Raw genomic sequence first — 13099 nt, forward strand, 5'->3', positions numbered from 1 at the left:
TCTGTCAGCGCGCGGCGGGCGCCGGCCGGGGCGTAGCAGGCTTGGCCGCCGCCTCCGTCCCGCGCCGCAGCCGGTTCTCGCCGAGGAAGAGCAGGATCGGCGCGGCGATGAAGATGGAGGAGGAGGCCGAGACGACGATGCCGAACAGCATCACCCAGGCGAAACCCGCCAGCGTGTCGCCGCCGAACAGGGCCAGCGGCAGTGCCGAGAGGAACAGCGTCATGGAGGTGCCGAGGGTGCGGTTGAGCGTCTCGTTGATCGAGCGGTCGATCAGCTCGCGCAGCGGCATCGTCTTGTACTTGCGCAAATTCTCCCGCATCCGGTCATAGACCACGACCTTGTCGTTGGCCGAGAAGCCGATGATCGTCAGGATCGCCGCGATGGTGGTCAGGTTGAACTCGATCTGCGTCACCGCGAGGAAGCCCACCACCTTCGTCGTGTCGAGGATGAGGGTCGCGATGGCGCCGACTGCGAACTGCCACTCGAAGCGGAACCAGATGTAGATCAGCATCGCGCCCAGCGAGATGCCGAGCGCGATCAGCCCGCCCTGGAACAGCTCGTCCGAGACGCGGTTGCCCACTGCCTCGGTCCGCAGGATGCGGGTGCCGGGGGCCACGCTTTCCAGCGCGCCGCGCACGCGGGAGACGGCCTGCTGTGTCGCCGCCTCCTCTCCCTGCACGGGCAGGCGGATGAGCACGGTGGAAGCATCCCCGAACTCCTGGATGCCGACATCGCCGAGGCCGAGGCCCGTGACGCTCGCCCGAAGCCTGCCGAGATCGGCCGGCTCCGGCGTGCGCGCCTCCATGACGATGCCGCCCTTGAAGTCGATCCCCTGCTCCAGCCCGGGATGGATGGCGAGGATGACGGAGGCGATCGAGAGGATGGCCGAGACCGCGAGACCCGCGATGCGCCCGCGCATGAACTGGATGCGCGTGTCGTCCGGCACGAGGCGGAAGAGAGGACGGCGAAGGAAGCCGAGCATGGTGCGTTCTCCCCTATCTCAGACCGGCAGCACGCGCGGACGCGTCGCGCGGTACCACCAGGAGACCAGCAAGCGGACAAGGGTGGTGGCGGTCCACATCTGCACGATCGTGCCGATGGCCACCGTGACGGCGAAGCCCTTAACCGGCCCCGAACCGAAGGCGTAAAGGCAGACCATGGCGATCAGGTTGGTGAGGTTGCTGTCCATGATCGTGCCGGAGGCCTTGGTGAAGCCCGCCTCCAACGCCTGGATCGGCGTCCGCCCTGCGCGCACCTCCTCGCGGATGCGCTCGTTGATCAGGATGTTGGCGTCGAGAGCCGTGCCCAGCGTCAGCACGATGCCGGCGATGCCCGGAAGGGTCAGCGTCGCCTGCAGCAGGGAGAGCAGGCCCAGCATCAGCAGGATGTTCACCAGCAGCGCGACATTGGCGAACCAGCCGAGCAGCCCGTAGGCGAAGCCCATGTACAGGAACACGAAGGCTGCGCCGGCCAGGAGCGAGATGACGCCGGCCCGGATGGCATCCGCCCCAAGCTCCGGCCCGACCGTCCGCTCCTCCACCACCGTCAACGGGGCGGGCAGGGCGCCGGCCCGCAGCAGCACGGACACGTCGTTGGCCGAGCGCGCATTGAAGCTGCCGCTGATCTGCCCGCGCCCGGCCGTGATCGGCTCCCGGATGACGGGGGCGGTGATCACCTTGTCGTCCAGCACGATGGCGAAGGGCCTGCCCACATTCTGCCGCGTGACCTCGGCGAAGCGCCGGGTGCCGACGGAATCGAAGGCGAAGTTCACCACCCACTCGCCGTTGCGGCTGTCCTGGCCCGCGCGGGCATCGGACAGGTTGGCGCCGTCCACCTCCACGCGGCGGCGCACGGCGTAGCGCTCGGGCTGCTGGCCGGTGCGCGTCTCGCCGGCCAGGAACTGCACGCCGGGCGGCGGCGAGCCCGTCGCGTTCGGATTCGCGTTCTCGTCCAGCAGGTGGAAGGTCATGCGGGCGGTGCGGCCCAGCAGGTCCTTGATCCGGTTGGGATCCTCGACGCCCGGCAACTGCACCAGGATACGGTTCTGCCCCTGGCGCGCGATCAGCGCCTCGGCGACCCCCGTCTCGTCGATGCGACGGCGGACGATCTCGATGGACTGCTCCACCGCGCCCCCGGCCCGCGCGACCAGGGCGGCATCGGACAGGGCGGCCGTCACCGTGCCATCCGGCGCGGTGGTCACGGTGATGTCGGGCTCGGTCGCGCCAGTGGCGGAGCCGCGGACCGGCACGGGATTGGCCAGTTCCCGCAGCTGGGCGGCGGCGGCCTCCGTCTGGGCGGGGTCGCGCACGCGGAGCGAGAGGCGGCGGTTGTTCGGGTCGCCGGCCAGGTTCAGATAGCCGATATTGGCCTGGCGCAGCCGGGTGCGGGCGCCGTCGGCCAGGCTTTCCACCCGTTCGCGGACCACCGCGTTCATGTCCACCTCCAGCAGGAGGTAGGAGCCGCCGCGCAGGTCGAGGCCAAGTGAGATCTGCCGCGCCGCCCAGTTCGGCAGGGCCGATCGGGGCAACAGGTTCGGAACGCAGAGCAGCAGGCCCAGGGCGATGACGCCCAGGATCGCGGCGACCTTCCACCGCGCGAAGTACAACATGGCCCCGTCGGCCCCCCGTTGATGAACCCGTGAATTAACCGGCGTTATGGGCTGGAAACAGGCGCGGAACATGCGTCCCGCCCGCCCCCGATGCAACCCTTGCGCTTCTTTGCTACAGGCCGCGCGGTTTCGAAGGGATTACGCGGTCATGCGGCTTCGGTTGGGCATCCTCGGCGCTGGCCATTTCGGCCGGTTCCACGCGCTGAAAGCCGCCAAGGCCTCGCGCTTCGATTTCATCGGCCTGCACGATGCCAGCCCCGAGCGCGCCGCCCAGGTGGCCGCCGAGGCCGGCTGCCCCACCCTCTCGGCCGAGGAGGTGATCGCGGCCGCCGATGCCGTGATCGTCGCCGCCCCCACCGCCTTCCACCACGGCCTGGCTCATGCGGCCCTCTCGGCCGGCAAGCATGTGCTAGTGGAGAAGCCCATCGCCGCGACCATGGCCCAGGCCGACGAGATGGTGGCGCTCGCCAAAGCGAAGGGCGTGGTTCTGCAGGTTGGCCAGCTCGAGCGCTTCTCGGGCGGCATGCGCGCGCTGCGCCAGGAACGCGGGCTTGCCGCTCGCATCGGCCGGCCTCTCTACATGGAGGCGATCCGCATCGCCCCCTTTCGCCCCCGCAGCCTGGACGTCTCGGTGGTGCTGGACCTGATGATTCACGACCTTGACTTGGCCCTGGCCCTCGCGGACAGCCCATTGGTCGGGGTGGACGCCGTCGGCACCGCCATCGCCTCCCCCACCATCGACATCTGCAACGCCCGCCTCCGCTTCGGCAACGGCGCCGTCGCCACCATCACCGCCAGCCGCGTCTCCCTCCATACGGAGCGCCGCCTGCGCCTGTTCGGCGATGCCGGCTATCTCAACCTCGACCACCTCAAGCGCGAGATGGTCTGGGTGCGGAAAGGCGAGGGCGAGGCGCTGGAACAGATCCCCGGCCACGGCCTCCTCCGCGCAACCTGGGCCGAGAGCGACAGCCTGGAGGCCGAGCATGCCAGCTTCGCCGCCGCCTGCCTGGACGATGCGCCGGTGGAGGCCGATGGTGCCGCCGGCCGCGCCGCGCTGGATGCCGCGCTGCGGGTGGAGGCAGCGGTGCGCGCCTCGCTGGAGGCCGCCGGGGTACAGGCATCCGCCTGAGCCCGGCCAACCGCGCCCGAAGGGAGACGCCCATGGCCATGCCGCCCATCACTCGCGTGCAGGACGATCCGGACCTGCCCGCCCAGGTGGATGTCGCCGTCATCGGCGGCGGTGTGGCGGGCGTGACGGCGGCGTATTTCCTGGCGAAGGCGGGGAAGTCCGTCGCCATCATCGAGAAAGGCGCCATCGCGGGGGAGCAGTCCAGCCGCAACTGGGGCTGGTGCCGCGTGCAGAACCGGGACGAGCACGAGATCCCGCTGATGCAGCGCAGCCTGGAGATCTGGGCCGGACTGGCGGCCGAGACGGGAGGCGATTTCGGCTTCCGCCGGGACGGGCTGGTCTATGTCGCCCGCGGCGAGGCCGACATGGCGCGTTGGCAGGCCTGGGTGGACATGGCCAGGCAGTACCAAGTCCACAGCCGCATGCTCACCGCGGCCGAGGCGCGCGCGGCCACCCCGGGCAATGACGGCGCCTGGATCGGCGGCGTCGCCTCCCCGAATGACGGCATGGCCGAGCCTTTCAAGGCCGTCCCCGCCCTGGCCGAGGCCGCCCGCCGGCTCGGGGCCACCATCCACCAGCGCTGCGCCGTGCGCGGGCTGGACATCACCGCCGGCAGCATCAGCGGCGTGATCACGGAACGCGGGCGGGTGCGGGCCGAACAGGTCCTGCTCGCCGGCGGCGCCTGGTCCTCCATGTTCCTGCGACGCCACGGAGTGGACCTGCCGCAGACAAGCATCCGCTCCACCGTCTTCCTCACCCAGCCCGCGCCGGAGGTGACGAAGGGCGGCATCTACACGCCCGACATCACCATCAGCCGCCGCTCCAACGGTGGCTACATCGTGGCCGCGAAGAACCGCGGCCGGATCGAGGTGACGCCCGGTGGTATCCGCCACGCCCGCAAGTTCTGGCCCACCCTGACCAGCCGCTGGAACAGTGTCTCCTTCGGCGTCGGCTCTTCCTTCCTCCGCGGCCCGGACGCCTTCGCTGGCAAGTGGTCTTTCGACTGCCCGGCGCCCTTCGAGGCCGAGGACATGCGCGTGCTCGACCCCGCTCCGGCCCGCGGGGTGGAGGGGCCGGGGCTGGAGGAGCTGGCGAAGTCCTGGCCTGCTTTGGCCGGCACGAAAGCCGCGGCCACCTGGGGCGGCTGGATCGACTCCACGCCGGATGCCGTGCCGGTCATCGCGCCCATCGCCGCGATGCCGGGCCTGTTCCTCTCCACCGGCTTCAGCGGCCACGGCTTCGGCATCGGGCCCGGCGCGGGGCGGTTGGCGGCGAACCTCATCCTCGGCACAACGCCGATCGTGGACCCCACGCCCTTTCGGCTGGAACGGCTGGTGGATGGCTCGCCGATCCGCAAGCCGGGAATGATCTAGCCCCGCTCCGGCGCGCTTGATCCGGGGCGGCAATGGGGCCGCCCTGGCAGCTTAGCTTCGGGCGGGCCCTGGCCCGACCGGATCGGTAATGATGGCTTGGAGACGGTTGGCCAGGGCCTCCATGGCGAAAGGCTTGGTCATCACGTGCATGCCCGGCTCCAGCTGGCCGTTTCCCACCACCGCGCCCTCGGCGTAACCGGTGATGAACAGCACCCTCAGCCCCGGCCGGACCAGGCGTCCTGCATCGGCCATCTGCCGGCCGTTCATCCCGCCGGGTAGGCCGACATCCGTGACCAGCAGGTCGATCCGCACGTCCGATTGCAGCACGCGCAGGCCGGACGGGCCGTCGGCCGCCTCGATTGCGTCGTAGCCGCGCTCCTGCAGCACCTCGGTCACCAGCATCCGAACCGTGGCCTCGTCATCGACCACAAGCACCGTCTGCCCGGCTTCGGCCCTGGCCGGCGCCGCATGCTCGGCCCGGTCCTCCTCGTCCTCGGCGGTGCCCAGGTGGCGGGGCAGGTCGACGCGGATAGCGGTGCCGAGCCCGGGCTTGGACTGGATGCGCACCTGGCCGCCCGACTGCTTGGCGAAGCCGTACACCATGGAAAGGCCCAGCCCCGTGCCCTGGCCGAGAGGCTTGGTGGTGAAGAACGGGTCGAAGGCGCGTTCCGCCACCTCGGGCGGCATACCGACCCCGGTGTCGGCGATGTTGATCGAGACATAGGGGCCGGCAGGCAGCCCGTGGTCCTGGGCGGGGCCGCCATCATGCCGAACATTGGCCGTGCCGATCCGCAGCGTGCCGCCATCGGGCATCGCGTCCCGCGCGTTGATGCACAGGTTGAGGATCGCGTTCTCGAGCTGGTTTGGATCGCAGAGGATGCCCGAGAGAGCGGGGTCGAGCGCCGTCTCCAGCCGAATCCCGGGGCCGACGGTGCGCCGGATCAGCTCCTCCATGCCCTGGACCAGCCGGTTCGCATCGGTCGGCCGCGGGTCGAGCGTTTGGCGCCGGGCGAAGGCGAGCAGCCGATGGGTCAGCGCGGCCGCGCGGGTGGCCGCGCCCTGGGCGGCGCTGACATAGCGGTCGAGTTCGCCGATCCGGCCCTGGGCGACGCGGGCCTTCAGCAGCTCCAGGCTGCCGATCATCCCGGTCAGCAGGTTGTTGAAGTCATGCGCCAAGCCGCCGGTGAGATGGCCGAGTGCCTCCATCTTCTGCGCCTGGAACAGCTGCTCGCGCGAGGCCTCGAGCTGCAGCTGCGCCTCGCGCCGCTCCGTCAGGTCCCGCGTGACCTTGGCGAAGCCGACCAGCTCGCCGGCCTCGTCGTGGATCGCATCGATCACGACATTGGCCCAGAAGCGCGTGCCGTCGCGTCGCAGGCGCCAGCCCTCGGCCTCGTAGCGGCGCTCGCGCAACGCGGTCTCAAGCGCGCGCCAGGGCAGGCGGGTCGCCACGTCCTCGGGCGTGTAGAAGCGCGAGAAGTGCTCGCCCAGGATCTCGCCCGCGGCATAGCCCTTGATGCGCTCAGCGCCGGCATTCCAGTTCGTCACTCGCCCCTCGGGGCTGAGCATGTAGATGGCGTAGTCCACCACCCCTTCGACCAGCAGCCGGAAGCGCCGCTCGCTTTCAATGGCGGCAAGCTGGGCGGCGCGCTGCTCCGTCATGTCGCGGGTGATCTTGGCGTAGCCCACCAGCTCGCCGTCGCGGTGAATGGCGTCGATCACCACCATGGCCCAGAAGCGCGTGCCATCCTTGCGGAGGCGCCAGCCCTCGGCGGAGAAGCGGCCGGTCTCCCGTGCGATCTGCAACGCCCGCCAGGGCAGGCCGGTCTCGCGATCCTCCTCGACATAGAAGCGGGAGAAATGCTGGCCGATGATCTCGCCGGGCACGAAGCCTTTGATCCGCTGCGCGCCCGGGTTCCAGCTCACCACCCGCCCGTCCGGGTCCAGCATGTAGATGGCGTAGTCCACCACGCCCTGGACGAGCATCTCATACGCGTTGACGGCAGGCGGAGCCTTGGATCCGTTCATCTCACCACCGGATAGAGCCCGGCGTGGCGCGGGCCAAGTGGGTCTCACAGCATCCTTTAGGGACCGCCTCAAGCACGGCCGTGTCACACAGGTATGTTACAGCCACCATGGCCCGGCGCCTCGCCGGCCAGCTCGTCCAGGATGGGACAGTCGGGCCGCGCATCCCCGTGGCAATGCGTGGCCAGGTGCCGCAGCGTTGAGGCCATGGCCGAGAGGTTCCGAGCCTTGGCCTCCAGCGCCGCCACATGGGCCATCGCCAGGCGCTTCACCTCTGCGCTCGCCCGGCCCCGGTCGCCCCAGAGCGCCAGCAGCCCGGCAATCTCGGCCAGCGAGAAGCCGAGATCGCGCGCGCGCCGGATGAAGCGTAGCGCATGCAAATCAGTATCTCCGTAGTCGCGATAGCCGGAATCCCGCCGGCTGGCAGCCGGCAGCAACCCGACCGCCTCATAGTGCCGGATCATCTTGGCCGAGACGCCGGACGCGGCGGCGGCCTCCCCGATCCTCATGCTGTCGCCCCACGGAACCGCCGCAGGCGCAGCGCATTGCCGACCACGAACACGCTGGACAGGCCCATCGCCGCCGCGGCCATCACCGGCGAGAGCAGCCCCGCCACCGCGACGGGGATCAGCACTACGTTGTACGCGAAGGCCCAGAGGAGGTTCTGGCGTATATTCGCGAGCGTTGCGCGGCTGAGCCCGATCGCGGTGGCAATGCCACGCGGGTCGCCCGACATCAGCACCACGTCGGCGCTCTCGATCGCCACATCGGTCCCGGTTCCGATCGCGATGCCCACATCGGCCGCGGTCAGCGCCGGGGCGTCGTTGATGCCGTCACCGACGAAGGCGAGCCTGCCCGCGCCGCGCAGGCGCCGAACGGCCTCCACCTTGCCCTCCGGCAGCACCTCCGCTTCCACAACCCCGATGCCGAGCGGGCGGGCGATGGCCTCGGCGGTGCGGCGGTTGTCGCCGCTGACCATGGCCAGGCGCAGCCCCATGCCGCGCAGGGCGGAAAGGGCAGGGGCCGTCATGGGCCGCACCGGGTCTGCCACCGCCAGGATGGCGGCGAGCTGCCCGTCCACCGCTGTATAGATCGGCGTGCGGCCAGCCTCGCCCAGCCGTTCTGCGTCGGCGGCGAAAGGCGAGACATCGAGGCCGAGCGAGGCCATGAACCGGTCCGCCCCCATCTCCACGCGGTGCCCGTCCACCCCGGCGCGCAGCCCCATGCCGGGGATGGCCTGGAAGGCCGTCACGGGCAGAACCTGCAGCCCACGCGCCTTGGCGGCCGAGCGAATGGCCTCGGCGACAGGGTGCTCGCTGCTGGATTCGGCGCCCGCGATCAGGGGCAGAAGCGTCGCCTCGTTGAAACCGGCAGCGGGAATGAGGTCGGTCAGCGCCGGGCGGCCCTCTGTCAGCGTGCCGGTTTTGTCGAGCGCGACGACCGTCACGTCGCGCAGCGCCTGCAGGCCCGCCCCGCGCCGGAACAGCACGCCCAGTTCTGCCCCACGCCCGGTGCCGACCATCACGGCGACCGGAGTTGCCAGCCCCATGGCGCAGGGGCAGGCGATGATCAGCACGGACACCGCCGCCACCAGCGCATCGGCCAACCCGCCGGCCAGCAGCATCCAGCCCAGGAAGGTCAGCGCCGCCACCGCGATCACGGCGGGTACGAACCAGCGCGTGACGCGATCGGCCAAGGCCTGGATCGGCAGCTTGCCCCCCTGAGCCTCCTCCACTAGCCGTGTGATGCGGGCGAGCACGGTGGCCGAGCCCACGGCGGTGGCGCGAAGGCGCAGCGCGCCCGCCCCGTTCACCGTGCCGCCCACCACCGCATCGCCGGGCGCGCGCCGGACGGGAAGGGACTCGCCCGTGACCATGGACTCGTCCAGATGGCTCTCGCCTTCCAGCACCAGCGCGTCGGTCGGAATGCGCTCGCCGGGGCGGACACGCAGGACGTCGCCTTGGCGCAGATCGGCTGCTGAGATCTCCATCTCGGCGCCATCGCGTTCCACACGCGCGGTGGGCGGCTGCAGGTCCAGCAGGCGGCGGATCGCGGCCGAGGCACGCCCGCGCGAGCGCGCCTCCAGCCAGCGCCCGAGCAGAACGAGCGCCACGATCACCGCGGCCGCTTCGAAATAAGCATGCCGCTGCGTCTCAGGCAGCAGCGACGGCGCCAGGGTGACAACCGCCGAATAGCCCCAGGCCGCCAAGGTGCCGAGCGCGACGAGGCTGTTCATCTCCGGCCCGCCGCGGAACAAGGCAGGCCAGCCCGTGCGGTGAAAGCGCAGGCCCGGGCCGAACAGCACGGAAGAGGCGAGGGCGAACTGCACCAGGTTCCAGCCCGTGCCGCTGATGACATGGTGAAAGGCGGGGAACAGATGCCCGCCCATCTCGATCAGGAACAGCGGTGCCGCCAGCACGAGGGCAAGGATCGTGTCGCGCCGCAGCCCGGCTTCCTCGCCGGCTTCGGCCGGGTCGGTCTGGCGGGTGGGGAGATCGGCGGCGTGTTCGTGGAGATGCGCCTCGACCGCCGGTGCGGGCTCGTACCCGGCCGCCCGGATCGCGGATTCCAGCGCCGCACGGTCCACCGCACCCGGGGAATGGCGGATGCTAGCCCGCCGGGTCGCCAGGTTCACCGCCGCGGCTTCCGCCCCGGGCAGGGTGGCCAGCGCCCGCTCCACACGCCCGGCGCAGGCGGCGCAGCTCATCCCCTCCACCCCGATTTCGCTCGTCTCCTCGGGGGAAGTAAAGCCGGCGGCGGCAATGGCGGCGCGTAGCGCGGCGCGATCCAGAGCCTCGCCCTCCACCGTCGCGCGACGTGTGGCGAGGTTCACGCTGGCCGTGGACACTCCAGGCAAGGAGGCGAGCGCCCGCTCCACCCGCCCGACGCAGCCGGCGCAATGCATTCCCTCGACGGGCAGGGTGACGGGGCGGGAGGGGGCGGCAACGGGCATTGGCGGGATCCTTCGCTGCCCGTGCAGATGGGGGTTCCCATCATGGGAAGGTCAAGGGGCGGGCGGGGCGTTGTTTTTATGCGCCTTCCGCCCGCTGCCTGCCCGCAAATGCCCGTATTGGGGGAACAGAAGTGGCACAGTACTCGGGCCCTGGAGCTATCGCTCCCTCGCAGGAGAGGGGGCGCCAGGGGGTTCAGATCTTATCGCTCCCTTATAGAGAGCAGGGGTCACGAGAGGCCCGATCTTATCGCTTCCTTATAGAGAGGCAGCGAGGCAGGCAGGCCTGGGGGTAAAGTACTTTAGGTGCCCGGCCCCAGGGGCGGCTGACAGGCGGGCACAACTCACGCCGGGGGTGCGGGAGCTGAGGGCCTGGTTTCGCCGCTCCCGGCCCTCATGAGACAGGCCGAAGGTACTAGGTGCCTTCGGGCTTCTTGAGCGGCACGAACATGTCCGCGATTGTCGGCGGCGCTTCGTTGGCCTCCAGAAGCAGGCGGCTTTCCTCGATCCGCTCCCGCGTCTGTTGCGCCGTCTTCATGACAGCGCTCTTTCGTTCATCCGCCGCCTTCGTAGAGGACCGGTCGGGCCTTCGGTATCTGTCGAACACTTGTGGGTCCAGCGCATATGGCGCGCCGCAGCGTACTACCGGGTGATCGCTTTGCCACCCCGCAGCCCTAGCGCGCCCTAAAGACCCTTCAGGTCACCACCCTAGCGGGTGGCACGGAGGAGGCCCCTGGGCGACGTCCTGACGAGATGGGAGGAGGGCCAATCTTATCGCTCCCTTATAGGGAGGAAGCGTCCCCAGGCCCGGTTCCAGCTCTTTGGGAATACTTCTCCCTTATAGAGGAAACACAGAGAGGGAGCCCTGATGCTCGACGCAACTAAAGTACTTTATGGCCGAGAGGTACGCCCCCGCCGCGTGAGTGCGGGGATCTACTGGGCAAGGCCTGTCCAATAACGGCTGCGCCCATTGACGTGCGTCCCAAGCCGTGAGATTTGTCGCATAAGCGTCGTCTTCGGCGCCACTGGCAGGCCTCAGCCGTTCCCCCACGGCCGAGGGTCTATCAAGAACGGCGCCGCTGCCCCCCCTGTCAGCGGCGCCGCCTGACCGCCTCTCCGCGTCGCTCCGACGTTATGTGGCTCGCGGTGGCGGTGGGTCCGATGTGTACGGCTTATACAACGGCGAGGCGGGTGGCATCGGGTCCCTGACCATAATGGGTTATGGTCTCGGAGGACGGGCGGGGCGGTGATATCCAAGGCTTGGATATCAGGGCGCGAGGTGCAGGGGGCGGCGCGTCTTGTAGCGGCTGCAAGACGGCGAGCTGATCCACTGTCGGCGGCGTAGACAGTAGCGGCGCCGGTCGTGGCGAGCTGGTCTGATATCCCCGCCAGGGAGAATAGCGGCGCCGGTCGTGGCGGAGCGGCCTACTGTCAGATCTTCTGACAGTAGGGGCGCCCTCCATGGGACCCTGACCCAAAGACCCGCCCCTGTGGCGGGTTTTTGCTGCCAATAAGGAGGGCGCCAACACATGAACATACTGAACTACACACTCGTCGACGCCGCTGAGCGGCAGTGCCAGTTTCCGGCCTCGTTCCAGGCCCCATCCGCCGAAGACATCGCCCGCGTAAAGGTGGGGGACTGCGTGAAGGTCGGGGCCGAGTTCGAAGGCGAGGTGAACAACAACCTCGTATGCACCGACCTGCACGGCCTCGCCTGCGGGCAGCTTATCCGCTTCCAAGCTCGACACATCCTGAGCGTCTCGGAGACCTAAGAGGCAGACTGACGATACAGAGGCTCATCCCCTGCACCAGGGGCCTGTCCTGGCTCCTCCGATAAACGTCGTCAGGGTTCTGCCTCACGGAGATGTTTCAGTTAGTTGAAACAGGGAGTTGTAGCCGACGACTCGCTGATATCACGCAAGTCGTCGGTCATTTGGCAGGTGTGTCATATCTGTCCGTGCCCGGAACGCCACGGCAACCGACTACATGTGGGGTTCGTTTTCCGAACGCCGCGCGATATCTTGCTCGGACTGCCTCCCAGAGGCATCCGCCGGTCCGGGGGAATTCAGAGGTTTCTGCACGATGTTCGATGTCTCGACACATCTTGCAGGGACGAATTCTTTCGGTCGGCGTATGCCGGGAAGGTAGGTCGGAGGTATCGATGCGTAAGAAAAAAGTGCGGGCCGGGCGCGGTTAAGCGGCTACAGCGCGTGACGGTGTTAAACGAAGAGGCCGCCCAAGCTGCTGCGATCTGATCCATCGCGGTGCGGCAGGGACGGCCCCAGGTAGCCAAGGCGTACTCTAGCGGGGAGGAGGGTAACCTCCTCCCCATCTTTTGCCAACAGATTGTCCGCCTTTTGCGGCATTGGTCCTGCGCTTGGCGCAGAGGTTTCTTGTCCTTTGCCGGGGATCTGCCCGCTGAATTACCGATGAGATCCGTCGGAAAATGGCTCAGCTCGCGCGAGGAATACCCGCATGGTTTATGCGGTTATCCGCGTGGATTACGCGAGAAAGAGGCCCTTAGGCCGCCTTCCGCCGCATTCCCTCCACCTTCTGCCCCATGCGAAGGGCCTCAACGCCTTTGACCGTCTCGACCGCAGCGTTGGTCTGGGCGTCGCGCTGCTGCTCAGCACGCTTGGCGTCCTCGCGGCGCTCCTTGCGGAGCATGGAGATCTCCGAGCGGAGAGCCCGAACCTCGGCAGCAACCTCGCCGTTGTCGTTGCTCACGTTGCCGAAAGCCTCGACGCCAAGGGCGCCGTCGCTCATGCGGGTCAGCGGCATGATCGCCTCAGGCCCAGTCTGCGCGGGCCAAAAGTACTTTATTGGAGCTGCCCACAGTCGCGGCCTTTTGAATTACCTGAGATGCTCCCCAGGCCATCCTTGTGGGGCCTCCGAATACCTCTCCCTTGTTGAGGACGCATTCGGACATGCGTCAGCGCGTGAGAGACTTCTGGCACTTACTCCACTTCGCAGGAGAGGCCGAGATCTCAGCGACGTTTTTTGAGGCGCCGATTCGA

Annotated in this window: 10 protein-coding genes; 3 read left to right on the forward strand and 7 right to left on the reverse strand. The window is 68.9% G+C overall.

What is annotated here, in order from left to right; all coding sequences use genetic code 11:
* Positions 1-4: 4 nt before the first annotated feature.
* Complete coding sequence (secF, locus tag ACVBD7_RS03740) at positions 5-982, reverse strand: protein translocase subunit SecF (protein WP_458096160.1); 978 nt, start codon at positions 980-982, stop codon at positions 5-7.
* Between the two features lie 18 nt (positions 983-1000).
* Positions 1001-2608: a protein translocase subunit SecD gene (gene secD, locus ACVBD7_RS03745; RefSeq protein WP_458096161.1), complete on the reverse strand. Its 1608-nt coding sequence runs from the start codon at positions 2606-2608 to the stop codon at positions 1001-1003.
* A gap of 148 nt (positions 2609-2756) precedes the next feature.
* On the opposite strand from secD, the gene ACVBD7_RS03750 reads away from it, so the two are divergent.
* Positions 2757-3737, forward strand: coding sequence for a Gfo/Idh/MocA family protein (locus tag ACVBD7_RS03750; RefSeq protein WP_458096162.1), 981 nt, complete (start codon positions 2757-2759; stop codon positions 3735-3737).
* Positions 3738-3769: 32 nt separating this feature from the next.
* A complete protein-coding gene (locus tag ACVBD7_RS03755) occupies positions 3770-5110 on the forward strand; it encodes an NAD(P)/FAD-dependent oxidoreductase (RefSeq protein ID WP_458096163.1) in 1341 nt (446 codons plus the stop codon).
* Positions 5111-5161: 51 nt separating this feature from the next.
* Here ACVBD7_RS03755 and ACVBD7_RS03760 read toward each other — a convergent pair whose 3' ends face one another.
* The 4 genes from ACVBD7_RS03760 to ACVBD7_RS03775 all read right to left on the reverse strand — a co-directional run bounded on the left by ACVBD7_RS03760 (position 5162) and on the right by ACVBD7_RS03775 (position 10620).
* Positions 5162-7135 (reverse strand): PAS domain S-box protein, encoded by a 1974-nt coding sequence (locus ACVBD7_RS03760; protein ID WP_458096164.1) that lies wholly within the window; start codon positions 7133-7135, stop codon positions 5162-5164.
* 83 nt (positions 7136-7218) lie between these two features.
* A complete protein-coding gene (gene cueR / locus ACVBD7_RS03765; RefSeq protein ID WP_458096165.1) occupies positions 7219-7641 on the reverse strand; it encodes a Cu(I)-responsive transcriptional regulator in 423 nt (140 codons plus the stop codon).
* Positions 7638-10085 (reverse strand): heavy metal translocating P-type ATPase, encoded by a 2448-nt coding sequence (locus ACVBD7_RS03770; protein WP_458096166.1) that lies wholly within the window; start codon positions 10083-10085, stop codon positions 7638-7640. The genes cueR and ACVBD7_RS03770 overlap by 4 nt, the downstream gene beginning before the upstream one ends.
* Before the next feature lie 412 nt (positions 10086-10497).
* Complete coding sequence (locus ACVBD7_RS03775; RefSeq protein WP_458096167.1) at positions 10498-10620, reverse strand: hypothetical protein; 123 nt, start codon at positions 10618-10620, stop codon at positions 10498-10500.
* Positions 10621-11611: 991 nt separating this feature from the next.
* On the opposite strand from ACVBD7_RS03775, the gene ACVBD7_RS03780 reads away from it, so the two are divergent.
* Positions 11612-11854, forward strand: coding sequence for a hypothetical protein (locus ACVBD7_RS03780; RefSeq protein WP_458096168.1), 243 nt, complete (start codon positions 11612-11614; stop codon positions 11852-11854).
* Between the two features lie 748 nt (positions 11855-12602).
* Here the strand turns inward: ACVBD7_RS03780 and ACVBD7_RS03785 are convergent.
* Positions 12603-12863, reverse strand: coding sequence for a hypothetical protein (locus ACVBD7_RS03785; protein ID WP_458096169.1), 261 nt, complete (start codon positions 12861-12863; stop codon positions 12603-12605).
* Between the last annotated feature and the right edge of the window lie 236 nt (positions 12864-13099).

It is taken from the genome of Roseomonas sp. WA12, assembly GCF_054165765.1.

Coding starts and splice junctions, on each gene's coding strand:
- ACVBD7_RS03755 (WP_458096163.1), top strand. CDS start 3,770: ATGGCCATGCCGCCCATCACTCGCGTGCAGGACGATCCGGACCTGCCC.
- secF (WP_458096160.1), bottom strand. CDS start 982: ATGCTCGGCTTCCTTCGCCGTCCTCTCTTCCGCCTCGTGCCGGACGAC.
- cueR (WP_458096165.1), bottom strand. CDS start 7,641: ATGAGGATCGGGGAGGCCGCCGCCGCGTCCGGCGTCTCGGCCAAGATG.
- ACVBD7_RS03785 (WP_458096169.1), bottom strand. CDS start 12,863: ATGCCGCTGACCCGCATGAGCGACGGCGCCCTTGGCGTCGAGGCTTTC.
- ACVBD7_RS03775 (WP_458096167.1), bottom strand. CDS start 10,620: ATGAAGACGGCGCAACAGACGCGGGAGCGGATCGAGGAAAGCCGCCTG.
- secD (WP_458096161.1), bottom strand. CDS start 2,608: ATGTTGTACTTCGCGCGGTGGAAGGTCGCCGCGATCCTGGGCGTCATC.
- ACVBD7_RS03750 (WP_458096162.1), top strand. CDS start 2,757: ATGCGGCTTCGGTTGGGCATCCTCGGCGCTGGCCATTTCGGCCGGTTC.
- ACVBD7_RS03760 (WP_458096164.1), bottom strand. CDS start 7,135: ATGAACGGATCCAAGGCTCCGCCTGCCGTCAACGCGTATGAGATGCTC.
- ACVBD7_RS03770 (WP_458096166.1), bottom strand. CDS start 10,085: ATGCCCGTTGCCGCCCCCTCCCGCCCCGTCACCCTGCCCGTCGAGGGA.
- ACVBD7_RS03780 (WP_458096168.1), top strand. CDS start 11,612: ATGAACATACTGAACTACACACTCGTCGACGCCGCTGAGCGGCAGTGC.